Source organism: Variovorax sp. 679 (genome assembly GCF_003952185.1).
Classification (GTDB): domain Bacteria; phylum Pseudomonadota; class Gammaproteobacteria; order Burkholderiales; family Burkholderiaceae_C; genus Variovorax.
On the sequence record NZ_RXFS01000002.1, the window covers coordinates 418,856 to 442,536 of the forward strand.

22 protein-coding genes and 1 tRNA gene are annotated in these 23,681 nt (G+C 68.0%); 8 read left to right on the plus strand and 15 right to left on the minus strand.

The features are described from left to right. The first annotated feature begins 66 nt into the window (after positions 1-66). Complete coding sequence (locus EJO71_RS05930) at positions 67-1,434, plus strand: MmgE/PrpD family protein (protein WP_125947687.1); 1,368 nt, start codon at positions 67-69, stop codon at positions 1,432-1,434. On the opposite strand, the gene EJO71_RS05935 is transcribed toward EJO71_RS05930, so the two are convergent. From EJO71_RS05935 to yaaA, 10 genes are all read right to left on the minus strand, one after another. After that, entirely contained in the window at positions 1,431-2,150 is a 720-nt protein-coding gene (locus tag EJO71_RS05935; RefSeq protein WP_125947686.1) for an aspartate/glutamate racemase family protein, read from the minus strand. The genes EJO71_RS05930 and EJO71_RS05935 overlap by 4 nt on opposite strands. Beyond that, positions 2,150-3,157: a tripartite tricarboxylate transporter substrate-binding protein gene (locus tag EJO71_RS05940; RefSeq protein ID WP_125947685.1), complete on the minus strand. Its 1,008-nt coding sequence runs from the start codon at positions 3,155-3,157 to the stop codon at positions 2,150-2,152. Before EJO71_RS05940 ends, EJO71_RS05935 begins: the two co-directional genes overlap by 1 nt. A gap of 90 nt (positions 3,158-3,247) precedes the next feature. After that, positions 3,248-4,402, minus strand: a complete 1,155-nt coding sequence (locus EJO71_RS05945; RefSeq protein ID WP_125947684.1) for a mandelate racemase/muconate lactonizing enzyme family protein — start codon at positions 4,400-4,402, stop codon at positions 3,248-3,250. Positions 4,403-4,503: 101 nt separating this feature from the next. Beyond that, positions 4,504-5,391, minus strand: coding sequence for a LysR family transcriptional regulator (locus tag EJO71_RS05950; RefSeq protein ID WP_125947683.1), 888 nt, complete (start codon positions 5,389-5,391; stop codon positions 4,504-4,506). Positions 5,392-5,404: 13 nt separating this feature from the next. Continuing rightward, positions 5,405-6,295 carry a LysR substrate-binding domain-containing protein gene (locus EJO71_RS05955; RefSeq protein WP_125947682.1) on the minus strand — a complete coding sequence of 297 codons (891 nt, stop codon included), beginning with the start codon at positions 6,293-6,295 and terminating at the stop codon, positions 5,405-5,407. A gap of 79 nt (positions 6,296-6,374) precedes the next feature. Next, complete coding sequence (locus EJO71_RS05960; RefSeq protein ID WP_125947681.1) at positions 6,375-7,280, minus strand: SDR family NAD(P)-dependent oxidoreductase; 906 nt, start codon at positions 7,278-7,280, stop codon at positions 6,375-6,377. 130 nt (positions 7,281-7,410) lie between these two features. Further along, positions 7,411-8,280: an NADPH-dependent 7-cyano-7-deazaguanine reductase QueF gene (queF, locus tag EJO71_RS05965; protein ID WP_125947680.1), complete on the minus strand. Its 870-nt coding sequence runs from the start codon at positions 8,278-8,280 to the stop codon at positions 7,411-7,413. After that, on the minus strand, positions 8,277-9,182 hold the full coding sequence (locus EJO71_RS05970; protein WP_125947679.1) for an alpha/beta hydrolase: 906 nt from the start codon (positions 9,180-9,182) through the stop codon (positions 8,277-8,279). The genes queF and EJO71_RS05970 overlap by 4 nt, the downstream gene beginning before the upstream one ends. Before the next feature lie 18 nt (positions 9,183-9,200). Next, positions 9,201-10,043: a 2OG-Fe(II) oxygenase gene (locus EJO71_RS05975; protein ID WP_125947678.1), complete on the minus strand. Its 843-nt coding sequence runs from the start codon at positions 10,041-10,043 to the stop codon at positions 9,201-9,203. Between the two features lie 157 nt (positions 10,044-10,200). Then, the gene (yaaA, locus tag EJO71_RS05985) at positions 10,201-10,986 is read right to left on the minus strand and encodes a peroxide stress protein YaaA (protein WP_125947677.1); all 786 of its coding nucleotides are present in this window, start codon (positions 10,984-10,986) and stop codon (positions 10,201-10,203) included. Between the two features lie 108 nt (positions 10,987-11,094). On the opposite strand from yaaA, the gene EJO71_RS05990 reads away from it, so the two are divergent. Both EJO71_RS05990 and galU read left to right on the plus strand, forming a co-directional pair. Beyond that, the gene (locus tag EJO71_RS05990) at positions 11,095-13,974 is read left to right on the plus strand and encodes a valine--tRNA ligase (protein WP_125947676.1); all 2,880 of its coding nucleotides are present in this window, start codon (positions 11,095-11,097) and stop codon (positions 13,972-13,974) included. A gap of 106 nt (positions 13,975-14,080) precedes the next feature. Beyond that, positions 14,081-14,971 carry a UTP--glucose-1-phosphate uridylyltransferase GalU gene (gene galU / locus EJO71_RS05995; RefSeq protein ID WP_125947675.1) on the plus strand — a complete coding sequence of 297 codons (891 nt, stop codon included), beginning with the start codon at positions 14,081-14,083 and terminating at the stop codon, positions 14,969-14,971. 72 nt (positions 14,972-15,043) lie between these two features. Here galU and EJO71_RS06000 read toward each other — a convergent pair whose 3' ends face one another. The 3 genes from EJO71_RS06000 to cysM all read right to left on the minus strand — a co-directional run bounded on the left by EJO71_RS06000 (position 15,044) and on the right by cysM (position 16,802). Then, positions 15,044-15,271, minus strand: a complete 228-nt coding sequence (locus EJO71_RS06000; RefSeq protein ID WP_093205394.1) for a sulfurtransferase TusA family protein — start codon at positions 15,269-15,271, stop codon at positions 15,044-15,046. Beyond that, positions 15,261-15,836 carry an NUDIX domain-containing protein gene (locus EJO71_RS06005; RefSeq protein WP_019654253.1) on the minus strand — a complete coding sequence of 192 codons (576 nt, stop codon included), beginning with the start codon at positions 15,834-15,836 and terminating at the stop codon, positions 15,261-15,263. Before EJO71_RS06005 ends, EJO71_RS06000 begins: the two co-directional genes overlap by 11 nt. A gap of 63 nt (positions 15,837-15,899) precedes the next feature. Next, the gene (gene cysM, locus EJO71_RS06010) at positions 15,900-16,802 is read right to left on the minus strand and encodes a cysteine synthase CysM (protein ID WP_125947674.1); all 903 of its coding nucleotides are present in this window, start codon (positions 16,800-16,802) and stop codon (positions 15,900-15,902) included. Between the two features lie 42 nt (positions 16,803-16,844). On the opposite strand from cysM, the gene EJO71_RS06015 reads away from it, so the two are divergent. Continuing rightward, positions 16,845-16,929 (plus strand) — tRNA-Leu (locus EJO71_RS06015). Between the two features lie 123 nt (positions 16,930-17,052). On the opposite strand, the gene EJO71_RS06020 is transcribed toward EJO71_RS06015, so the two are convergent. Beyond that, positions 17,053-17,994 (minus strand): SDR family oxidoreductase, encoded by a 942-nt coding sequence (locus EJO71_RS06020; RefSeq protein WP_125947673.1) that lies wholly within the window; start codon positions 17,992-17,994, stop codon positions 17,053-17,055. An 80-nt stretch (positions 17,995-18,074) separates the two neighbouring features. On the opposite strand from EJO71_RS06020, the gene EJO71_RS06025 reads away from it, so the two are divergent. Further along, positions 18,075-19,139 (plus strand): CDP-6-deoxy-delta-3,4-glucoseen reductase, encoded by a 1,065-nt coding sequence (locus EJO71_RS06025; protein ID WP_125947672.1) that lies wholly within the window; start codon positions 18,075-18,077, stop codon positions 19,137-19,139. Between the two features lie 19 nt (positions 19,140-19,158). After that, on the plus strand, positions 19,159-20,139 hold the full coding sequence (locus EJO71_RS06030) for a tripartite tricarboxylate transporter substrate binding protein (RefSeq protein ID WP_125947671.1): 981 nt from the start codon (positions 19,159-19,161) through the stop codon (positions 20,137-20,139). Here the strand turns inward: EJO71_RS06030 and EJO71_RS06035 are convergent. Beyond that, positions 20,111-20,869 (minus strand): Crp/Fnr family transcriptional regulator, encoded by a 759-nt coding sequence (locus EJO71_RS06035; RefSeq protein WP_125947670.1) that lies wholly within the window; start codon positions 20,867-20,869, stop codon positions 20,111-20,113. The two genes, EJO71_RS06030 and EJO71_RS06035, sit on opposite strands and share 29 nt — an antisense overlap. Positions 20,870-21,022: 153 nt before the next feature. Between EJO71_RS06035 and EJO71_RS06040 the strand changes: the two genes are divergently transcribed. Together EJO71_RS06040 and EJO71_RS06045 are read left to right on the plus strand one after the other, a co-directional pair. Continuing rightward, entirely contained in the window at positions 21,023-23,209 is a 2,187-nt protein-coding gene (locus EJO71_RS06040) for a molybdopterin cofactor-binding domain-containing protein (RefSeq protein ID WP_125947669.1), read from the plus strand. 11 nt (positions 23,210-23,220) lie between these two features. Beyond that, positions 23,221-23,676 (plus strand): (2Fe-2S)-binding protein, encoded by a 456-nt coding sequence (locus tag EJO71_RS06045; protein ID WP_125947668.1) that lies wholly within the window; start codon positions 23,221-23,223, stop codon positions 23,674-23,676. The last annotated feature ends 5 nt before the right edge of the window (positions 23,677-23,681 follow it).

The window sequence follows — 23,681 nt, forward strand, 5'->3', positions numbered from 1 at the left end:
TTGCAGGGGGCAACGCCTGCGGCCCGGCAAAGCCGGTTCCGCGGCATTCCACGAAAGGATCCATCCATGACATCCGCCGTTGCCGACCACCCGAGCAAGGTGCTCGCGACCTTTGCAGCCGGGCTGCAGTTCTCCAACATCCCCGCGCCCGTGCTGCGCCGCACCGAGGACCTGATGCTCGACTGGCTGGGCTCCGTGCTAGCGGCCCGCACGGCACGGCCGGTGCGCAGCATCGAGCGCTTCGCGCAGATGATGGGGCCCGCCGAAGGGCCGAGCGAACTGCTGACCTCGCGCCGCACCACGTCGCCGGTGTTCGCGGCACTGGTCAACGCGGCGGCTTCGCATTTCGTGGAGCAGGACGACGTGCACAACGGCTCGGTGTTCCATCCGGCAGCCGTAGTCATCGCACCCGCCCTCGCGGTGGCGCAGAGCATCGGCGCGAGCGGCGCGCAGCTGCTGACGGCCGTGGTCGCGGGCTACGAGGTCGGCATCCGCGTCGGCGAATTCCTCGGCCGCTCGCACTACAAGACTTTTCACACGACAGCGACGGCGGGCACGCTCGCGGCGGCTGCGGCGGTGGGCCGGCTGCTCGAACTGTCGCCGCAGCAGATGCTGCACGCCTTCGGCTCGGCGGGCACGCAGTCGGCCGGCGTGTGGGAGTTCCTTCGCGACGCCGCCGATTCCAAGCAGCTGCACTGCGCGCACGCCGCGGCGAGCGGGCTGATGTCGGCCTACCTCGCGCAGGACGGCTTCACAGGCGCCGCGAAGATCCTCGAAGGCGCGCAGGGCCTTGGCGTGGGCATGTCGAGCGATGCCGATCCGGCGAAGCTCACCGACGGTCTCGGCACGCGCTGGACGCTGGCCGAGACCTCCTTCAAGTACCACGCCTCGTGCCGCCACACGCATCCCGCCGCCGATGCGCTGCTGCAGGTGATGAAGCAGAACGGACTGAAGCCCGCCGACGTGTCGCGCGTGACAACGCACGTGCACCAGGGCGCCATCGACGTGCTGGGCCGCGTGACGGTGCCGGCCACCGTTCACCAGGGCAAGTTCTCGATGGGCACGGTGCTGGGCCTCATCGCCGTGCATGGCCGCGCGGGCCTGGGCGAGTTCGACCGCGACTTCCTCGCGCCCGAAGTTTCGGCCTTCCGCGAGAAGGTGACGATGCAGCTCGACGAGGAGGTCGACACCGCCTACCCCGCACGCTGGATCGGCAAGGTCAGCGTGCGGACCGCCGACGGCCGCACGCTGCTGGGTCGCGTGGACGAGCCCAAGGGTGACCCTGGCAACAGCCTGAGTCGCGCGGAGATCGAGGACAAGATGCAGCGCCTCGCGCACTACGGCGAAGGCGCCACGGCCGACGAGGCGAAGGCGCTGTGCCAGCGCATCTGGCAATTGGCCGACACGCCGCGCGTGGGGCGCTGGCTGGCCTAGGAAAAGAGGCGCCCGCCTCCGGCCGAACGCGGGTCGAGCCCTGCGGTGCCCACCAGGTCCCAGAAGCCCGCGGGCGAACTGGACACCACGGGCACCTGCAGCCGGGCTTCGACCTCGCGCACCGCGTCGAGCGTCACCAGCCCGCCGCACGAGATCAGCACGCCGTCGGCGCCCGCCTGCGCGTCGAACACCTTCACGCACAGGTCGACCAGCACCTGAGTCGGCACCTCGCCCACGGCCTGCACGTCGGAGATGGAAAGGCCTTCGAGCGCGAGCGGCTCGAAGTCGCTCTGCTCCAGGTATTTGCGCAGGTGCACGTTGACTTCGTCGATGTACGCGGTGGCCACCGCCACGCGCCGCACGCCCATGTGCCGCAGCGCGCCGACGATGGCGTTGCTCATCGTGGTGCAGGGCAATCCGGTGGCGCGCGTCATTTCGATCTCGAGCTGCCGGTTGAATGCGGCGCCGCGAAAGAAGCTCAGCGAGGTGCCCATGAGCGAGACGGCGCCGACGCCTTGCTCCTTCAGCGCCACGGCCTTCTCGACCACCGAGTCGATGACGCCGAGGTAGCCGCGCGTGGAGACTTCGCCAAGCCCCAGCCCCAGTGCGCTGAAGCGGATGCGCTCGCCGTAGAGCAAGGGGCCGTCCACCGGCACTGCGCCGGCAGCGGGGGGCACGATCAGGCCCAGGTGGGGTGTCGTCGTTCCGGCCTGCATCAGCTTCCCTCGGCCACGATGTTCTGCTCCGAGATGATCTTCTTCCATCGCGCGGTTTCCGCCGCCATGTCCTTGCCGAGCTGGGCCGGCGTGGCATAGGCGCGCAGGGTGCCCTGCGCAGCGGCCGCCGCGCCCGCCTCCGGCGTGTCGAGCACCGACTTCACGGCAGCCGAGAGCTTGTCGACGATGTCGTTCGGCGTGCCGGCGGGTGCCAGCACGAAGATGCGCGGCGCCACGTCGAAGCCGGGCAATGCGTCGGCCAGCGGCGGTACGTTCTCGGCACCTTCGAGCTTGGCCGTGTTCATCATTGCCAGCGCGCGCAGCTTGCCCGCCTTGGCCTGCGCCATGCCGGCCGTGGCGCTCACCACGCCGAGCGGAATCTGCCCGCCGATCACGTCGGGCACGATCTGCGCCGCACCGCGGTACGGTACATGCACCACCGGGCTGCCGGTGGCCTGCTTGAGCATCTCGAAACCCAGGTGCTGCACGGTGCCCACGCCCGAGGTGGCGTACGAGTAGCGCGAGGCATTGGCCTTGAGCTCCTTCACCAGCTCGGCCGGCGTCTTCGCGGGGAAATCATTGCCGGAGACGATCATCAGCGGCGAGATGAAAGCCCCCGCCACCGGCTTGAAGCTGGTGAGCGGATCGATGGCGATCTTCGGCTGAAGCAGCTTGGCGGCGAGCAAGGCACTGTCGCCCATCATCAGCGTGTAGCCGTCGGGCGGCGCCTTGGCGACGAAGTCGGCCGCGATGAGCCCGGTGGCGCCGGTGCGGTTCTCCACCAGCACCTGCTGGCCCAGCACGTTCGACAGGCGCGTGCCGAGCAGGCGCGCCACCGCGTCGACGCCGCCGCCGGCCGAGTAGCCGACGATGAGGCGGATGGGCTTGTCGGGGTATTTCTGGGCCCAGGCCGTGGGTACCACGAGCGCGCCTGCGAGGCCAAGGACCGCCATCGCGCGCAATGCGCGGCGGCGCTCCGGTCGTCGAATCTCTTGTCTGGCTTTCATCATGTCTCCGTTGTTCTGGTCGGAATCGCCGGCCGTCTGTCGCGGCCCGGTCGTGAATCGAAGTGTCGCCGCAGGGCAGTGGCCGGCCGCTCAGGCCTTGCCCTTGCCGTGCGAGGTCGGCAGCTTCGCCAGCTCGCGCACGCGCCCGGCATTGGGCGCGAAGCCCAGGCCGGGCGTCTCGGGCAGCGTGAGCCAGCCCTGCTCGGGCACCGGCAGGCCGTCGAAGATCTGCTTGAGCATCTGCACCGCGACGTAGTGGTACTCGACCAGCCCGCCGTTCGACACGCCCGCATGCAGGTGCATGTTGTGGAAGGGCCAGGCGCCGCCGTTGTCGATGGGCACGTTGAAGGCCTGCGCCATGCCGGCGATCTTCAGCACCTGCGAATAGCCGCCCGAAATGGTCACGTTGGGCTGCAGCACATCGGCCGCCTGGTTCACCAGCAGGTCGCGGAAGCGGAAGGCCAGGCCCTCGTTCTGGCCGCAGGCCAGCGGAATGCGGGTGCGCGCGCGCAGCTGGGCCATCTGGCGCACGTCGTTCTGCGTGAGCGGCTCCTCGAAGAAGCTGATGCCGTAGGGCTCGATGCGGTGCGCCAGCTCGGTGGCGTGGAACAGGTCGAGGCCGCAGTTGGCGTCGACGTACAGCTTGACGTCGGGGCCCACGGCCTCGCGCACGGCCGCGACGCGGCGCACGTCCTCGGCGATGACTTCGTCGAGCGGGCGCGGCTCGTCGCGGCGCGCGAGCGCGTGGTTGCCGACCGTCATCTTCAGGCGCTGGAACCCCTGCGAGACCCACAGCTTGGCGGCAGCGGCGAGCTGGTCGCGCTCGAAGAAGCCGAAGCCGAAGGTGGCGTACACCGGCACCTTCGAGCGCGCGCCGCCGAGCAGGCGCCACAGCGGCTGGCCGAGCGCCTTGGCCTTGATGTCCCACAGTGCGATGTCGAGCGCGGCGATGGTGTGGCTGGCGTAGCCGGTCTGGCCTCGCGGCGAGAGCAGCCAGTAGAGCTTTTCCCAGAGGCGCTCGGTGGCCATCGGGTCTTCGCCGATCAGTGCCGGGCCGGCCACCTCGCGCACGGCGGCGGCGATGATTTCTTCCTCGGTGATGGCCGTCATGCCGTGGCCGACGAGGCCGGTGTCGGTCTCGATCTCGGTGAGGCACAGCGACAGCGAGGTCTGCTTGTTCATGCCGACCACGTCGATGGTGACGGGGATGTTCAGCGGCGTGGCGCTGACGCGAACGATCTTCAAGAGTGTCTCCTTGGTTGATGCGCGCATCTTTGCGTGCGAACCGCGGGAGAACAATTCGTTTTTGGCGAGTTCGAGCCTTCGTGCCGCGCGAAGGCTCGCGCTCAGTCGGGCCGGCCCAGGTGCTCCAGCACCGAGCGCGCGGCCACGGTCAGGTCCTGCTGTCTGCGCACGCACAGCAGGTGACGGCGCACGGCCCAGGGCGCGTCGAGCTTCAGGCAGCGCAGCTTCAGAATCTGCAGCTGCGGCAGGATGGCCGCGTAGGGCAGCACGCCGATGCCCACGCCCTGCTCCACCATGCGGCAGACCATGTCGAAGCTGCCCACCTGCATGCGCACCTTGAGCGGCACCTGCGCCTCCAGCGCCGCGGCCAGCAGCACGCGATGCAGGGCCGTGCCTTCGCGCACCACGATGTGGTCGTGCCGCAGCACCTCCTCCACGCCGATGCGCTTGCGCCGCGCCAGCGGATGGTCGCGCGCGATCACCACCGCCAGTTCGTCGTTGCGGTAGGGCAGGCATTCGAGGCCGTCGGCGGGCGTGTTGCCCTCGATCACGCCGATGTCGGCGAGGCCCGCCTGCACCGCCTTCACGACCTCGGTGCTGGCGCGCTCCTGCAGGTCGATCTTCAGCACCGGGTGCAGGCGCAGGAAAGAGCCGATCTGCGCTGGAAGAAACTGCGCGATGGTCGATGCATTGGCCGTGATGCTGACCACGCCGGCCACGCCGTTCTGGAAGTCGTCGAGCTCGGCGCCGAGGCGGTCCATGGCCGAGAGCACGGCGCGCGCATGCAGCAGCAGCCCGTGGCCCGCCGAGGTGAGCGTGACGCCACGCGCATGACGTACCAGCAGCGGCAGCCGCGCGCGGGCTTCGAGGTCGGAGATGCGCTTGCTGGCGGCGGCAAGCGCGATGTGGCAGCGCTTGGCGCCCTCGCTGATGCTGCCGTGGTCGGCCACGGTCACGAACAGGCGCAGCGACTTCAGGTCGGCGGACATCGCGGCGGCACCCTCAGTGCGCCACGAGGTGATCGAACAGCTCGCGCGCGGAGGCCGGCAGCTGCTCGCGGTTGCGAGCAATGAGCTTCAGCTCGCGCTCGGCCCAGGCGTCGCTGAGCGCCACTGTCGAGATGCGCATCGCCATCGAGAGGCGCTGCGCCGATGAAGCAGGCAGCACGCCCACACCCACGCCCGCCTCGATCATCAGGCAGATGGCCTCGAAGCTGCTGACCTGGATGCGCGGGTTGAAGCCCCTGCCCGCGAGCTCCGCGCGGCGTTGCAGGAAGCGGTGGATGGCGCTGCCGTGGTGCAGGCCCACGTGCTGCTCGTCGAGCGTGTCGGCGAAGGCCACCGACGATGCGCCCGCCAGGCGGTGCGTGGCGGGCACGACCAGCACGAGGTGGTTGCTGCCGAAGGGGCGCGCGTCGAAGTCGCCCGTGTGCACGTCGCCCGCGAGGATGCCGATGTCGGCCTCGCCGTCGGCCACCGCGCGCACGATCTCCTCGCTGAGGTATTCGCGCAGGTCCACCTGCACGGCCGGGTGCTGCGTGAGAAAGCCCGCCAGCTTCTGCGGCAGGTACTCGGTGATCGAGGTGGTGTTGGCGAACACCCGCACATGGCCCTTGATGCCCTTGCCGAAGTCCTGCATGTCGCAGCGCAGGTGCTCCATCTGCTGCATCACGCGCTTGGCGTGGTACAGCACCGCCTGCCCCGCCGCCGTGAGGCTCACGCCCTGCGCGCTGCGGTGCAGCAGCTTGCCGCCCACGGCCTCTTCCATCTGCTTGATGCGGGTGGAGGCGGCGGCCAGCGAGATGCAGGCCTTCTCCGCGCCGCGCGTGAGGCTGTGCGCGTCCGCCACGTAGACGAACAGTTTCAGGTCGAACAGGTCGAAGTGCAGGTTCACCGGGCGCGGGCACGAAGGAGAAAGGGAACGCGCATTGTCCGGCGAATGAAGCGGCGCGCGGCCTCCTGCGGGTTTGTACTCAGACCGGGTCCCAGCTGAACACGTCGGCCGAGCGGTCCAGCGGGTAGAAGCTGGCGCGCATCGCCGGCATGGCGTGCTCGGCGATGCTCTGCGGCGTCCAGCCCTCCGAGCGGTGGATGGAGCGCACCGGGCGCGGCTGGCTGATGAGCGAGATCTCGTTGTTGCGCACCGAGAAGATCTGCCCGTTGACCGCGCTGGCCGCATCGCTCGCAAGGTAGACGGCCAGCGGCGCGACCTTGGCCGGCGTCATCTGCTTGATCTTGTCGACGCGGGCGCGCTGCTCATCGGTGTCGGTGGGAATGGCGCCGATCATGCGGCTCCAGGCGAAGGGCGCGATGCAGTTGGAGCGCACGTTGAATTTCTGCATGTCCAGCGCGATCGACTTCGACAGCGCGACGATGCCGAGCTTGGCGGCCGCGTAGTTGGCCTGGCCGAAGTTGCCGATGAGGCCCGAGGTGGAGGTCATGTGCACCAGCGCGCCCGACTCCTGCTCCTTGAAATGCGTGGCGGCGGCGCGGCTCACGTAGTAGGCGCCGTACAGGTGCACCTTGAGCACCGAGTCCCACTCGTCCACCGACATCTTGTGGAAGAAGCGGTCGCGCAGGATGCCTGCGTTGTTGATCACGGCGTCGATGCGCCCGAAGTTCTCGACCGCGCATTCGACGATGCGAGCCGCGCTCGCCGCATCGGCCACGCTGTCGGTGTTGGGCACGGCCTGCCCGCCCGCCGCGCGGATCTCGTCGACCACCTGCTGCGCGGGCCCGGCGCTGCCGCCGGCACCATCGAGCGCCGCGCCGATGTCGTTGACCACCACCTTCGCGCCATGCGCCGCCATCGCCAGCGCGATGTCGCGCCCAATGCCGCCGCCCGCGCCGGTGACGACGACCACTTTTCCTTCAACCATGCTTGTCTGTGCTCCGGATGTTCGTTCGCCCGCAGGCTCGCGGGTGAAATCCAGAATGCCACAAGCAGGGCCAGAGCGGGTTTCGGGTTTCCGAAGAGGGGCTTAAGGAAGGCCCCCGGCCTGCCTTGGCCTACTGCCGCGCAGTACGGATGTTCGGCGGCAACGCCTGTGGCCAGCTCGTGCGGAACGGGTTGATGTCCAGCCCGCCGCGCCGCGTGTAGCGCGCATACACCGCGAGCTTGTTCGGCTTGCAGCGGGTCCAGATGTCCGTGAACATGCGCTCGGCGCAGGGTTCGTGGAACTCGTTGTGGTTGCGGAAGCTGATGATGTACGCGAGCAGGCCGGCCTGGTCGATGGGCGGGCCGCTGTAGCGGATCTGCACGCTGCCCCAGTCGGGCTGGCCGGTGACGAGGCAGTTGCTCTTGAGCAGGCGGCTGGTGAGGGTTTCGGTCACCGGCGCCTGCGTGGCGTCGCTGCTCAACAGCTCGGGAGCGGGCTGGTAGTGGCTGCACTCGATGTCGAGGCGGTCGAGGTCGAGGCCGTCGAGTTCGTGCACGGGCTCTCGGTCGAACATCTCGGGCGCCAGCAGGGTCACGCCGATGCCGGCCTGCTGGTCGCTGCCGCGCCATGCAGCTTCCGACAGGTCGGCGCGCAGGCGCTCGCGCACGGCGTCGACGCTGGCGAACTGGCTGTTGTTGAAGCTGTTGAGATAGAGCTTGAAGCTCTTGCTCTCGATGATGTTCGGCGTCTCGCAGGGAATGGTGAAGTGCGCGATGGCCAGTTGCGGCTTGCCGCGCAGGTTGAGCCAGCTCACCTCGAAGGCGGTCCAGAGGTCGGCGCCGAAGAAGGGCAAGGCGCCGGTCTTGATGCCCATGGCCTCGCGCTGCGTGGCGCGCGCGATGGGGAACAGGAGCGTCGGGTCGTAGTGGTCGGCGTAGGCCGAGGCGCGACCCAGTTGCGATTGCTCGGGCGTGTTGGGGTTGTGCGGGTCGTGGCTCATGATGGTCTCGTGTCTGCTGCATCGGCCGCGTGCGCGAACGGTGCGATGTGGTTGGCGAGGATGGTGCACACCTCGGGCGGCAGGTCATGGCCCATGCCGGGGATGGAAACGAACTTCGCTCCCGGAATGCGCCTGGCCGAGTCTTCGCCGCAGGCGATGGGTACGAGCGCATCGGCATCGCCGTGCAGCACCAGCGTGGGCGACCGGATGCCTTGCAGTATGCGGGGGCGCTCGTCGTCGGCGCCGATGGCCAGCATCTGCCGCAGCAGCCCGGCCGGATGGTACGAGCGCCGCAGGCCGAAGGTGAGGCGCTCGGCCAGCGCCTCGTCGGTCTGCGGATAGGCGGGGCTCTGGATGAGCCGCAGCAGCCTGATGCTGTGCGCGACCAGCGCGGCCTCGTCTCGGCCCGCCGGGCGCCGCATGAGCATGGAGGTGACTTCGCGGCGCGGTCCGGGCAGGCCGCGTGCGCCGCTCGAACTCATGATGCTCACGAGGCTGGTCGTGCGCTGCGGCGCGAAGACCGCGATGCGCTGCGCGATCATGCCGCCCATGGAGGCGCCGACGATGTGGGCCTTCTCGATGCCCAGCGCATCGAGCACGCCGAGCGAGTCGAGGGCCATGTCCTGCAGCGTGTAGGCCGAGCGCACCTTCAGCCCGAGGCGGTGGCGGATGGTCTCCCACACGATGTTGCCGGTGCCTGCGTGGTCGAAGCCCTGGCTCAGGCCGATGTCGCGGTTGTCGTGGCGTACCACGCGGAAGCCCGCGTCCACCAGTTGCTGAACGAAGGCGGTCGGCCAGGCAACGAGCTGCATGCCCAGGCCCATGATGAGCAGGATGACGGGGCGCCCTTCGCCTCCGGTGTCGTCGACTTCGATCTGCAGCCCGTTGGCGGTGACTTTCATCGGGTCCTTGTTCTCGCGCTACTTGAACTCGCGCTCGCGCAGCCACTTGGTGGCAACCCACTTCTCGCCCGCCAGCACCGGCGCACCGCCGTGCAGGGTGCGGGTGACGGGGTCGGGCCGGTCGTAGCTGAAGAACACGCCGCAACCGCGCACGGGCGCCACTTCGAGGCCCACGTCGGGGAAGGTGGTGGCGCCGCCGCCCTCGGGCTCCTGCAGGTACATCACCAGCGTGCCGACGCGCTGGCCGCCGCGCTTGAGGATGGTGGGCGTGCCGGGCTCGTTCGGGTCGAAGTAGTCGTAGTGCGGGCGGTACTGCGCGCCGGGGGCGTAGCGCAGGATCTGCAGGCCTTCGCCGAATTCGAGCGGCCAGCGCAGCAGCGCGGCAATGCGCTGCTCGAGGCGGGCCACGATCTCGTTCTCGCCGCGCTCGAAGAACATGCCGTCGCTGGTGCGGTCGACGTTCAGCACCTCGCCGCCGGTGCGCGTCTCAACGGTGAGCGAACGCGCGAGCCGCACGCTCGCGGCGGCGATCAGTCCTTCGCACTCCTCCGCCGACAGCAGGTTGCCGAAAACGATCACGCGCGGATGCCGCATGGTCTGCAGCACCTGTACGCGACGGTCGCCCGCGTCGATGTACAGCGGCGCGCCGTCGAGGTCGGGCCCGGGCATCTTCGCCTGCACCGGCGGCAGGGTAACTTCCACGTTGGGGAAGCCGGCTTCGAGCTGGGCCAGCGCCACGTCGGCGGCGGCATCGTGCCAGCCGGCCGCGCGCATCGAGGCGCGCAGGGCCGGCACCGAGTGCCCGGCGGCGAGCTGGGCAACCAGCCATTCGCGCAGTTCCGGACTGATCGCTTGCGACATATCAATTACTCCTCCACGCTGCGGCAAGCCCCGCAACGCATGAAAAAACAGCCACGCCCCATTCCAGGAACACCGCGGAACCGGTTTTGCCGGGCCGCCGGTATTGCCCCCTGCAAGGGGGTTGGCGAAGCGACACGAAGTGCGCGAAGACTGGGGGTCAGTCCAGCCTTCTCCTGAATACCAGCCTGTCGGGTTTCGAGACATCTGCGTCGAAACCATAACCCTCGAGGTCGAACTTTTCCAGTGCCTTGGGCGTGGCGGCCTTGTGCTGCACGGCCCAGCGCGCCAGCAGGCCGCGGGCGCGCTTGGCAAAGAAGCTCACGATCTTGTACCTGTCGCCCTTCCATTCCTCGAACACGCATTCGACCACACGGGCCTTGAGCACCTTCCGGTCGACCGACTTGAAGTACTCCTGCGAGGCGACGTTGATGACCACCGGCGTGCGGTCGGCCGCGAGGCGTTCGTTCAGGTGCTCGGCGATGCGCGAGCCCCAGAAGGCGTACAGGTCCTTGCCGTAACGGTTGGCCAGCTGGGTGCCCATTTCGAGGCGGTAGGGCTGCAGCAGGTCGAGCGGGCGCAGCAGGCCGTAGAGGCCGCTGAGGATGCAGACGTGGTCCTGCGCCCAGCCGATCTGGGCCTTGGTGAGCGTACGGGCGTCGAGGCCGCCGTAGACGTCGCCGTCGAAGGCGAAGGCGGCCTGGCGGGCGTTCTTCGGGCTGCTCTTGCTGGACCAGGCCTCGTAGCGGGCGACGTTCAGGGCCGAGAGCTTGTCCGACAGGTGCATCAGCTCCGAAATCTGCTGGGGCGACTTCTCGCGCAGCAGCTTGATCAGTTCGACCGAAGGGCCGCGAGGCGATTCGAAGTGGGGTTGGGTGGCGGGGAGTTCGGAGGGGACCGGGGTGTCGTAGTCGAGCGACTTTGCAGGGGAAAGCAGGAAGAGCATGCCGGAATTATCAGTGGCGGCCGTGACACGGGGCCGCCCCGGTAAAATCGCCGGCTACCCACCTGTGTCCCCCCAACGGCTCCCCGAAGGGCCGTTCCTGCATTTCCCATGAGCGAACCCACCACCCCTCCCGCCCAGCCTGGACTGGACAGCCTTTCCAAATCGTTCGAGCCCGCCGCCATCGAGGCGCACTGGGGCCCCGAATGGGAGAAGCGCGGCTATGCCAAGGCCGGCTTCCGAGGCACGCAGCAACCCAAGGAAGGCGCCGAATCGTTCGCGATCCAGCTGCCGCCGCCCAACGTGACGGGCACGCTGCACATGGGCCATGCGTTCAACCAGACGATCATGGACAGCCTCACGCGGTACCACCGCATGAAGGGCGACAACACGCTGTGGGTGCCGGGCACCGACCACGCCGGCATCGCCACGCAGATCGTGGTGGAACGCCAGCTGCAGGAGCAGAAGGTCAACCGCCACGACCTGGGCCGCAAGAACTTCGTGGCTCGCGTGTGGGAGTGGAAAGAGAAATCGGGCAACACCATCACCCAGCAGATGCGCCGCCTGGGCGACACGGTGGACTGGAGCCGCGAATACTTCACGATGGACGACGACCTCTCCAAGGTCGTGACCCACACCTTCGTGAAGCTGTACGAAGAAGGCCTGATCTACCGCGGCAAGCGCCTGGGCAACTGGGACCCGGTGCTCAAGACCTCGGTGAGCGACCTGGAAGTCGAGAGCGAGGAAGAAGACGGCTCGCTCTGGCACATCGCCTACCCGCTGGAGGACGGCAGCGGCACGCTGACCGTGGCCACTACCCGGCCCGAAACCATGCTCGGCGACACGGCCGTGATGGTCCACCCCGAGGACGAGCGCTACAGGCACCTCATCGGCAAGCGCGTGAAGCTGCCGCTGGTGGACCGGCTGATTCCGATCATTGCCGACGACTACGTCGACAAGGAGTTCGGCACCGGCGTGGTGAAGGTCACGCCCGCCCACGACTACAACGACTACGCAGTCGGCCAGCGCCACAAGCTCGAGATGATCGGCGTGCTGACGCTCGACGCGACCATCAACGGCAACGCCCCCGAAAAGTACCGCGGCCTCGACCGCTTCGTGGCGCGCAAGGCCATCGTGGCCGACCTCGACGCGCTGGGCCTGCTGGTCGAGGTGAAGAAGCACAAGCTGATGGTGCCGCGCTGCGCGCGCTCGGGCGCCATCGTCGAACCCATGCTCACCGACCAGTGGTACGTGGCCATGACGCGCCCCGGCGCCGACGGCCAGTCGATCGCGCAGAAGGCCATCGACGTGGTGAAGTCGGGCGAGGTGCGCTTCGTGCCCGAGAACTGGGTCAACACCTACAACCACTGGATGGAGAACATCCAGGACTGGACCATCTCGCGCCAGCTCTGGTGGGGCCACCAGATTCCCGCCTGGTACGACGAGGAAGGCAACGTGTACGTGGCGGAAGACGAAGCCGCCGCGCAGGCCAAGGCGCCTGGCAAGAAGCTGACGCGCGACGAGGACGTGCTCGACACCTGGTATTCGTCGGCGCTGGTGCCCTTCTCTTCGCTGGGCTGGCCCGAGAAGACGCAGGACCTCGACCTGTACCTGCCTTCGACCGTGCTGGTGACCGGCTACGACATCATCTTCTTCTGGGTCGCCCGGATGATCATGATGACCAAGCACTTCATCGGCAAGGTGCCCTTCAAGCACGTGTACATCCACGGCCTGGTGCGCGACGCGCAGGGCAAGAAGATGAGCAAGTCGGAAGGCAACGTGCTCGACCCGGTGGACCTGATCGACGGCATCGAGCTGCCCGCGCTGCTCGACAAGCGCACGCAAGGCCTGCGCAAGCCCGAGACGGCGCCCGCCGTGCGCAAGAACACGCAGAAGGAGTTTCCGGACGGCATTCCGGCCTTCGGCGCCGACGCGTTGCGCTTCACCTTTGCCTCGCTCGCCTCGCTGGGCCGCAGCATCAACTTCGACTCGAAGCGCTGCGAGGGCTATCGCAACTTCTGCAACAAGCTGTGGAACGCCACGCGCTTCGTGCTGATGAACTGCGAAGGCCAGGACTGCGGCCTGCTGGAGCACACGAAGGAAGAGTGCAAGGTCGGCGGACCGGCGCACGGCTACCTGAAGTTCAGCCGCGCCGACTACTGGATCGTGTCGAAGCTGCAGCGCGTGGAGGCTGAGGTGGCGCAGGGCTTCGAGGAATACCGCCTCGACAACGTGGCCACCGCGATCTACCAGTTCGCCTGGGACGAGTTCTGCGACTGGTACGTGGAAATCGCCAAGGTGCAGATCCAGACCGGCGACGACGCGCAGAAGCGCGCCACGCGCCGCACGCTCATCCGCGTGCTCGAGACGCTGCTGCGCCTGGCGCACCCGGTGATTCCGTTCATCACGGAAGAGCTGTGGCAGAAGGTGTCGAAGGTTGCAGGACGTGAGGGCGAGTCGATCATGGTCGCGGCCTATCCGAAGAGCCAGCCGGAGAAGATCGACGAGGCTGCGGAAGCGTATGTGACGCGGCTGAAGGCGCTGGTGGATGCGTGCCGGACGCTGCGCGGCGAGATGAACGTGTCGCCCGCGGTGCGACTGCCGCTCTACGCAGTGGCCGACGATGCCGAAGGCGCGGCCTTCCTGCGCGAATCGGCTCCGGTGCTGCAGGCGCTCGCCAAGCTCAAGGAAGTGAAGGTCTTCGACGACGAGGCTTCCTGGTCGGCCGCCGCGGAAGCGGCTCCGGTCGCGGTGGTGGGCGCGGCGCGACTGTGCCTGCACATGGAAATCGACAAGGCTGCGGAGAAGCTTCGCATCGGCAAGGAAATTGCACGCATCGAAGGCGAGATCGCCAAGGTGCATTCCAAGCTGGGTAACGAAGCGTTCGTCGCGAAGGCCCCGCCGGCCGTGATCGAGCAGGAACGTAAACGTCTGGCTGACTTCACGGCCACTCTGGAGCGTTTGCGCGACCAGCTTGTGCGCCTCGGCTGACAGACCAGGGGTTTCGAAGGCGTTTAGCATTCCGGGAGCGGCCCCGCGCCGGTCCCGTTTCGCTTCCTGCCCTCCCCCTTTTTTGAAGAAAGACGCAGAACTGCCCATGTCCACTTCCTCGACCCGCATCCGCAAGGCCGTATTTCCTGTCGCAGGCTTCGGCACCCGCTTCCTGCCGGCCACCAAGGCACAGCCCAAGGAAATGCTGCCTGTGGTCGACAAGCCGCTGATCCAGTACGCCGTCGAAGAGGCATACGCAGCGGGCATCCGCGACATGATCTTCGTGACCGGCCGCAACAAGCGCGCCATCGAGGATCACTACGACACCGCCTACGAGCTCGAAAGCCAGCTCGAGGCCAGCGGCAAGACCGCCCTGCTGAACATCGCCCGTTCGGTCATGCCCGACGACATGACCTGCTCCTACGTGCGCCAGCCGCGCATGCTGGGCCTGGGCCATGCGGTGCTGTGCGCCGAACACCTGGTCGGCAACGAGCCTTTTGCCGTGCTGCTGGCGGACGACCTGATGGTCGGCCCCGAAGGCGGCCAGCCCGTGCTGGCGCAGATGACCGAAGCCTTCGGCCGCCTCGGCGGCTCGCTGCTGGCGGTGCAGGAAGTGCCGCTCGCACACGTCAAGCGCTACGGCATCGTGGCGGGCGACACGATCGAGGAAGGCCTCGTGAAGGTCAGCCGCATGGTCGAGAAGCCGAAGCCCGAGGAAGCTCCCTCGCGCCTGGGCGTTGCCGGCCGCTACATCCTCACGCCGGGCGTGTTCGACGAGATCCGCAACCAGCCCAAGGGCGCGGGCGGCGAGATCCAGCTGACCGACGGCATCGCGGCGCTGATGAAGAAGGAATCGGTCTACGCGTACTCGTACAAGGGCATCCGCTACGACTGCGGCAGCAAGGAAGGCTTCCTGCAGGCGTCGGTGGAACTGGCGCTGGCGCACCCGGAAGTGGGCGCGGATTTCCGCGAGTACCTCAAGAGCCTGAAGCTGTAATCGCTGCTTCGAGCACACGAACAAAAAGGGCCGCGACTGCGGCCCTTTTTCTTTGCTGCTTCCGCAGCCTCGTCAGCGGCGCTTCAGCACGTGGATGAAGTCGGTGCCGACGGTTTCCTGCTCCATCAGCTCGTTGCCCGTCTGGCGCGCGAAGGCCTGGAAGTCGCGGATCGACCCCGGATCGGTCGACACCACCTTCAGCAATTGGCCACTCGCCATCTCGTTGAGCGACTTCTTCGCCTTGAGGATGGGCAGCGGGCAGTTCAGCCCGCGCGTGTCGAGCTCGCGATCAACTTGCATTGCCAGGCTCCGGCGGCAGGTTCAGGCCTCGGCGGCGCTCCTCGTTTTCCGCGGCGGTGAAGAACACGGGCTCGTGCCCGCGCGTGCGCAGCCAGTCGGCCAGTGCATAACCGGTGCCGGCGGGCCAGCACTTGAGGTCGGGCAGATCGTAGAGCCGGTAGTCGACCAGCTCGGGCGAGAGCTTCACCTCGCCGTCGGCCACCACGTGGTAGGCGATGATGACCTGGTTCATGCGCTGGAAGTCGTAGGCGCCGACGATCTTGGTGGCGCTCACGTCGAGGTTGGTTTCTTCCTTCACCTCGCGCGCGATGCCTTCCTCGGGCGTCTCGCCGGCCTCCATGAAGCCGGTGATGAGCGCGAACATCTTGCCCGGCCACGCGGCATTGCGCGCCAGCAGCACCTGGCCACGGTACTCGACGATGGCCGCAAGCACGGGGGTCGGGTTGTTCCAGTGCGTGTGGCCGCAGTTGGGGCAGCGCAGGCGCTCCTTGGGGCCGCCGTCTTCCATCAACGCGATCCACTCGAGCGGCGTGGCACAGACCTGGCAGAACTTGGGATGGGGCATGGGGTCTCTTTCTTTTATTGGGCGGTCTGCCCGCCTTTGGCAGGCACTGCAGTCGGCCGCAGTTCAGGCCGGGAAGACGCCGGTCGACAGGTAGCGATCGCCGCGGTCGCAGACAACGAACACGATGGTCGCGTTCTCGACCGTCTTCGACACTTCCAATGCAGCCCACAGCGCGCCGGCTGCGGAGATGCCGCCGAAGATGCCTTCCTCGCGCGCGAGGCGCCGGCACATCTCTTCGGCGTCGCTCTGGCTCACGCTGATTTCTTCATCGACACGGCTCGGATCGAAGATCTTCGGCAGATATTCGGCGGGCCACTTGCGGATGCCCGGGATGCGCGAGCCCTCGGCTGGCTGCGCGCCGATGATGCGGATCGCCGGGTTCTTCTCCTTCAGGAAGCGCGAGACGCCGGTGATGGTGCCGGTGGTGCCCATGGCGCTCACGAAGTGCGTGACCTTGCCCTTGGTGTCGGCCCAGATCTCAGGGCCGGTGGTCTCGTAATGGATGCGCGGGTTGTCGGGGTTGGCGAACTGGTCGAGCACGCGGCCCTTGCCCTGGGTCACCATCTGCTCGGCGAGGTCTCTCGCGTATTCCATGCCGCCGCTCTTGGGCGTGAGCACGAGCTCGGCGCCGAAGGCCTTCATGGTCTGGGCGCGCTCCACGGAGAGGTCCTCCGGCATGATGAGCACCATGCGGTAGCCCTTGATGGCCGCGGCCATCGCGAGCGCGATGCCGGTGTTGCCGGAGGTGGCTTCGATCAGCGTATCGCCGGGCTTGATCTCGCCGCGCTCCTCGGCGCGCCGGATCATCGAGAGGGCCGGTCGGTCTTTTACCGAACCGGCGGGATTGTTGCCTTCGAGCTTGCCGAGAATCACGTTGCCGCGCTTGGCGTTTTCCGCGGCATTGATGCGTTGCAGTGCGACCAGGGGGGTCTTGCCGATGGCGTCTTCGATGGTCGGATAATTCATGGCAGCCACTGTGCCATAATTTTGGGCTTCGTTCAGAACCCTGCCCGGGTGGTGAAATTGGTAGACGCAGGGGACTCAAAATCCCCCACCGAAAGGTGTGCCGGTTCGATTCCGGCCCCGGGCACCACACTTTGCTCGCCCCCAGGCTTCGCGCACTTCGTGTCGCTTCGCCTTCCCCCTACCGGGGGCGACACCGGTGGCCCGGCGGAGCCGGTTCCACGGTGTCCCTGGAATAGGGCCCTCCCCTCCCTTATCTCGATTCGGTCTGTTCTTGCAGGCCTGTATGCACCGTCGGATGCGCAAGCCGCACCCGCAGTTCGCGCTTCAGCCGCGTGTTGTCCAGCCGGCGCGATTCCCCCATGAAACTCAGCAGCTGCAACGGCAGTTGCCGTTCGGCTTCGCCTCGGTCCACGCGCGGCGGGCGGGGCATGCCGTAGAGATCGGCGGCGAAGTCGAAGTAGTCGCCCATGCGCAGCTCGGTGTCGTCCGAGGCGTGCACGACACGCTGCGGCTTGCCACGGAACAGCGCGGCGATGCAGGTCCGTGCAAGGTCGTCTGCGTGGATGTGGCTGGTGTAGACGTCGTCCTCGCGCCGCAGCACGGGTGTGCCGCGCTGCACGCGGGCCCGGGGAGTGCCGTTCTCGCGGTCGGGAGCGTAGATACCCGGAATGCGCAGGATGCTGGCGCGCACGCCCGCGCTCCGGCCCAGCCAGCGCACTGCCCGTTCGGCGTCTACGCGGCGGTGGGAGCGCGGTGTGTCCGGGCGCACGGTGCGGGTTTCGTCGATGCGGGCGCCGCCGCAGTCTCCGTAGACGCCGCTGGTCGAGCCGTAGACGAAGGCCGAGGGCACCGAACGCAGCCGCAGGGCCCTCGCGAGATCCGTGGTGCGCTGGTCGCGCCACCAGGCGGCACCGCCGTCACGGGCGGGCGGCGCCAGATGCAGCACGCGAGTGGCGATGCCCGCCAGCCGGCGCAGGGTGGCCGGATCGTCCAGATTGCCCACCAGCGGGCGTGTTCCGGCTGTGCGCAGGGCTCCCACACGGTCGGCCGACGAAGTGAGCGCCACCAGCTGCATGCGCCCGCGCAGGTCGCGCGCAACGCGCTGGCCCACGTCGCCGCAACCGACGATCAGCAGGCGTTCTCGCCGGAACCGCGCTGGCAGCGCGCCGGAGGGGCTATTGATTGAAGGCAAAATCCTGTTCCCGTCTTCCAATTCAGTTGCTCCCGGGTCGCCTGCGGCCCGGCAAGAGCGTTACCCCTCGAAGAATACCGATGACTGTCTCGGCGCCGCACGAAGCGGGCTTTTCCATCACCGTCGAACCCAGCGGGCGCCATTTCGTGGTCCAGGGCGACGAAACCATCCTGGCCGCCGGCATCCGCCAGGGCATCGGCCTTCCCTACGGCTGCAAGGACGGCGCCTGCGGCTCGTGCAAGTGCAAGAAGCTCTCGGGCGAGGTCACGCTGGGCCCGCACCAGAGCAAGGCCCTGAGCGCCGAGGAACAGCTTGCCGGCTACGTGCTGACCTGCTGCGCCCACCCCACGAGCGACGTGGTGCTCGAATCGCGCCAGGTCACCGAGGCCGGCGCACTGCCGATCCGCAAGATGCCGGTGCGGGTGATGGCCCTCACGCGCCAGTCGCACGACGTGATGCTGGTACGCCTGCAACTGCCGGCCGGCGAGCCGCTGCAGTTCTACGCGGGCCAGTACGTCGAATTCATCCTGCGCGACGGCGCGCGCCGCAGCTACTCGATGGCCAATGCGCCGCACACCGTGGCCCAGCCCGGCACGGGCATCGAGCTGCACCTGCGGCACCTGCCCGGCGGCAAGTTCACCGACCATGTGTTCGGCACGATGAAGGAAAAGGAAATCCTGCGCATCGAAGGTCCCTTCGGCAGTTTCTTCCTGCGCGAAGACTCCGACAAGCCGATGATCCTGCTGGCATCCGGAACCGGCTTCGCGCCGATCAAGGCGCTGCTGGAGCACATGCAGTTCAAGGGCATCGACCGGCCCGCCACTCTCTACTGGGGCGGCCGCCGGCCGGAAGACCTGTACATGGACGGCTGGCTGCGCGAGCAGATGGCGCAGATGCCCAACCTGCGCTACGTGCCCGTCATCTCCAACGCCACGCCCGAGGACAACTGGACCGGCCGCACCGGCTTCGTCCACAAGGCCGTGCTCGAAGATTTCGCCGACCTCTCGGGCCACCAGGTGTATGCATGCGGCGCGCCCATCGTGGTCGATTCGGCCAAGCGCGACTACGTGGCGCTGGCTGGCTTGCCCGAAGAAGAATTCTTTGCCGACGCATTCACTACAGAGGCCGACAAGGCCCTCCCCTGAGACAAGACCCAAGAAGAAAATGAAGACGAGACACTTCCTCCTCACCCTCCTCGCAAGCGCCACGGCCCTGCTGGGCGCCGGCCAGGCGACCGCACAACAGCAGCAGCGCCCCATCCGCCTCGTCGTACCCTACGCAGCGGGCGGCCCGATCGACAACACGGCACGCATCCTGGCCGAACGCGTCAAGGACACGCTGGGCACGGTCATCATCGACAACAAGCCCGGCGCTGGCGGCAACATCGGTGCCGACGTGGTGGCCAAGGCCCCCGCGGACGGCCTGACGATCGGCATTGCGGCCACCGCCACCAACGCGGTGAACCCGTGGCTCTACAGCAAGATGCCGTTCAACGCAGCGACCGACTTCGCGCCGATCACGCAGATGGTCCGCGTGCCCAACGTGCTGGTGATGAACGCCGACACGGCGAAGCGCCTGAACATCAACAGCGTGGCCGACCTGATCCGCTATGCCAAGGCCAACCCCGCCAAGCTCAACTACGGCAGCGGCGGCAACGGCAGCGCGGGGCACCTCGCGGGCGAGCTGTTCAAGAAGGAAGCGGGCATCTTCGCGGTGCACATCCCGTACAACGGCGGCAGCCCGGCCCAGCTGGCGCTGATCTCGGGGCAGGTCGACTTCAACTTCGACAACCTCGCCACCGCCGCGCCGAACATCCGTGCGGGCAAGCTGAAGGCGATCGCGGTGACGACGCTGCAGCGCAGCGCCTCGCTGCCCGAAGTGCCGCCCGTGGCCGACACGCTCAAGGGCTTCTCCATCGACACCTGGTGGGGCCTGGTCGCACCGGCCGGCACGCCGCACGACGTGATCGTGAAGCTCAATCAGGCCTTCGTGGCTGCGCTGAACGCGCCGGAAACCAAGACGCGCTTTGCTTCGCTGCTGGCCGAACCGGTCGGCAGCTCGCCCGAGCAGTTCGGCGCCTTCATGAAGAGCGAGCTCGCGAAGTACGAGAAGGTGGTCAAGGCCACCGGGGCGAAGGTGGACTGACAAGCTCCCCGGGGAGCGCCTCCGGATCCGGGCCGCGCCCCGCCGTGGTGGCCTCGCCCGAGTAATTGCGCAGCCCGGCGAGGTCGAGCACCTCGACGCCGCCGTGCTCCACGCGCAGCAGCCCGTCGCGCTGCAAGGCATGCAGCGCCCGGTTGGCCCGCTGGCGCGACACCGCCGACAGCAGGCCGATCTCGTCCTGGCTCAACCGCACGAAGCGGTCGGCGCGCGGATACAGGATCGGATCGAACAGGCTGGCGAGACAGCGCGCCACGCGCGCGTCCGGTCCCAGCAGGCGATCGAACTCCATGAGCCCGATGAACAGGCTCAATCGCGCGTTGATGTGTAACAACAGAAACCGATTGAATTCGATGTTCGAGGCCAGCAGGCGCTCGAAGCTGTGCCGGGGAATGCATGCAACGCGCGTTGGCCGCAATGCCACGCCGTCGTAGCGCCAGCATCCGGGACTGAGCAAGGAGCCCTCTCCGCTCCAGCCTCCGGCAGTGACGCCGGTGAAAGTGGAAACGCGCCCGTCGGGCAGCGACACGGACATTTTCAGGAGCCCATCCATCACGCCGACCCAGTGATCGGCCGGTTCGCCGCGCCGCACGACAAAACCGCCGGCAGGCACCGCGCGCTCGTGGGACTCCTGCACGACGCGATCGAGCTCCTCGCTCGTCAGGGCACGCGCCCACAGGCTCTCGCGGAGCATGTTCTCCAACGCGTTCGACATCGTCGTGCCTCCTGCGGTCTCCTCCCAAGACAGCTGGCGGCCCGTCGCAGGGGCCGGCCACCGGGGCCGTAAGAAATGTCGTTCCGACGACATCTTCGGCGCGGCCATGATGCCACAGTCCCCCGCGTTCGCCACCACAACAAGGAGACAACGATGAAGCGCTCGAACGAGAGCCCGCGCCCCCCGCGCGGGCCGGACGACGGTGATGCGCCGGGCCTGCGCCGACGCGAGGTTCTTGGCTACGCGACAGCCGCGCCGCTGGTCTCAGCCACCGCCGGACTGGCCGGCCTCGCGGCGCCCTCCCAGGCAGCCGCAGCACTGCTGCCGATGACCCCGCCCGACACCACCGACCTGATCGACATCGGCGATGCGGTGACGGTGACTGCACTGCCGACCATGCCCCTGGTGAAAGTGACGAACGGCGAGAACGGCCGCGTGCGGCTCGCGCTGCCGCGCCTCGAGGTGGGCCAGGGCATCGCCACGGCCACCGCGATGATGCTGGCCGACAAGCTGCGCCTGCCGCTGAGTGCGATCGAGGTGAGCTCGGCCGACGCCAGCCCGGAGCTGATCTGGAACCAGCTCACCGGCGGCTCGTCGAGCGTGCGCTCGCTGCATGCCGGCATGCCTTTGCTGGGCGGCCTGGGCGGCCTGCTCTCGGGCTCCACGCCCTCGGTGGTCGGGCAGCGCGTCACGCGGCTCGACGCACTCGACATCGTCACCGGGCGCAAGAAGTTCACGCTCGACCAGGCGGTGCCCGGCGCGATGCCGACGATGGTGCGGCGCCCGCCGACCATCAACGGCAAGTTCGTGAGCATCAACAACATGAACACGGTGACGGCCATGCCGGGCGTGATCGGCGTGGTGCCGATTCCCTCGACCAACGGCATCACGCCGACGCCGCCCGGCGTGGCCGTGATGGCCGAGACCTTCGGGCAGGCCTGGGCCGCCGTGAACGCGCTCGACGTGACCTGGGCCGCCGGCCCGATCGACGGCGAATCGAACGCCACCATCATGCGCAAGCTGAAGTCGGCGCTGCTGCCGTTCGCGCTGCCGCCGCTGGGCGCACTGACGGTCGAGGGCGAGTTCGAGTTCGCGCCGGCCGCGCACTGCCCGATGGAGGTCGAATGCGCCATCGCCGACGTGCGCGCCGACCGGGCCGAGATCTGGGCGGGGCTGCAGAGCCCCATCGTCACGCAGCAGGCCGTGGCGGCCGAGCTGGGCCTGCCGTTGAGCAAGGTGATCGTGCATGCGGTGCCCTCGGGCGGCTCCTTCGGCCGGCGCCTCTTCTGGGACCCGGTGCTGCAGGCGATCCAGGTCTCCAAGGCGCTCGGGCGCCCCTGCCGCCTGATGTACCACCGCACCGACGACATGCGCCACACGCGCATCCGCCCGCCGATGTTCCACAAGGCGCGCGCGACGATGCTGCTGGGCCAGGTGATCGCCTTCGAGCAGCGCATCGCCGGCGTGCGCCTCGACACGCGCCACGGCTTCGGCAACATGCTGGAGGCCGCGGCCATCGCGCTGCCCAACGGCTTTCCGCAGACGGTGGGCAACTTCGCGATCGAGCAGATCATGTTCAAGACCATGGTCACCTCGCCGTACAACTTCGGCGTCACGACCAAGCTGCTGACGCCGGTGGCGATGGACATGAACACCTGCTCCTACCGCTCGGTGCACATCCAGCCCTCGCGGCTGGTGGAGGAGATCCTGGTCGACGAGATGGCCAAGGCGGCGGGCAAGGATCCGGTCGCGTTCAGGCTCGAGTACCTGCGCCTGCCGCGCGCCCGCGCGGTGCTCAAGGCGGTGGCCGAGGCCGCGCAATGGGGCAAGGCGATGCCCGCGGGCTTCGCGCAGGGCGTGGGCGTGCACCAGGAGTCGAAGTCGTTCACGGCCTGCATCGTCGAGATCGACGCGCGGGCGCCGTCGGCCGCGAAGGTGGTGCGCGCAACGATCGCCATCGACGTCGGCACGCCGATCAACCCATCGGGCATCGAGGCGCAGATGCAGGGCGGCCTGTGCGAGTCGATCGCGCTGGTGCTCAGCGCGGGCCTGCACATCCAGAACGGGCTGCCGCTGGAAGGCAGCTATTCGCAGTACCACTTCTCGCGCATGAAGCACTACCCGAAGGACGTGAAGGTCATCATCATGCCGGCCAGCAATGAGGCCATCGGCGGCCTGGGCGAGGTCGGGCTGTCGGCCAGTTCCGGTGCGATAGCCAACGCGTATGCGCGCGCCACCGGCACGAAGCCGCGCAGCTTCCCGCTGAACTTCCCGGTCGACTTCACGCCGATCCCGCCGGGCAAGCTGCCCACGCCCGTCAACGTTCCGATCCCGACCTGAGGAGGCTCCCCATGCCCGTGCAATCTTTCAAGGTGAATGGCCAGAACGTCGACGTCGAGGCGCCCGACGACATGGCGCTGCTCTGGGTGCTGCGCGACAAGCTCGGCATCACCGGGCCGAAGTACGGCTGCGGCATCAACGTCTGCAAGGCCTGCACATGCCATGTCGACGGCAAGGCGGTGAGCGTGTGCTCGGTGCGCGTCTCCGACGTGCGCGGCCGCCAGGTGACGACCATCGAGGGACTGGCCAACGGCAACACGCTGCACCCGGTGCAGCAGGCCTGGCTGAACCTCGACGTGCCGCAGTGCGGCTTCTGCCAGCCGGGGCAGATCATGGCGGCGGTGGACCTGCTGCGCCGCACGCGCAACCCGACGGACGCCGACATCGACGCCATCGAGAACGTGTGCCGCTGCGGCACCTACGGCCGCATCCGCGAGGCGATCAAGGCCGCCGCGGCGATGATGTAGCCGGC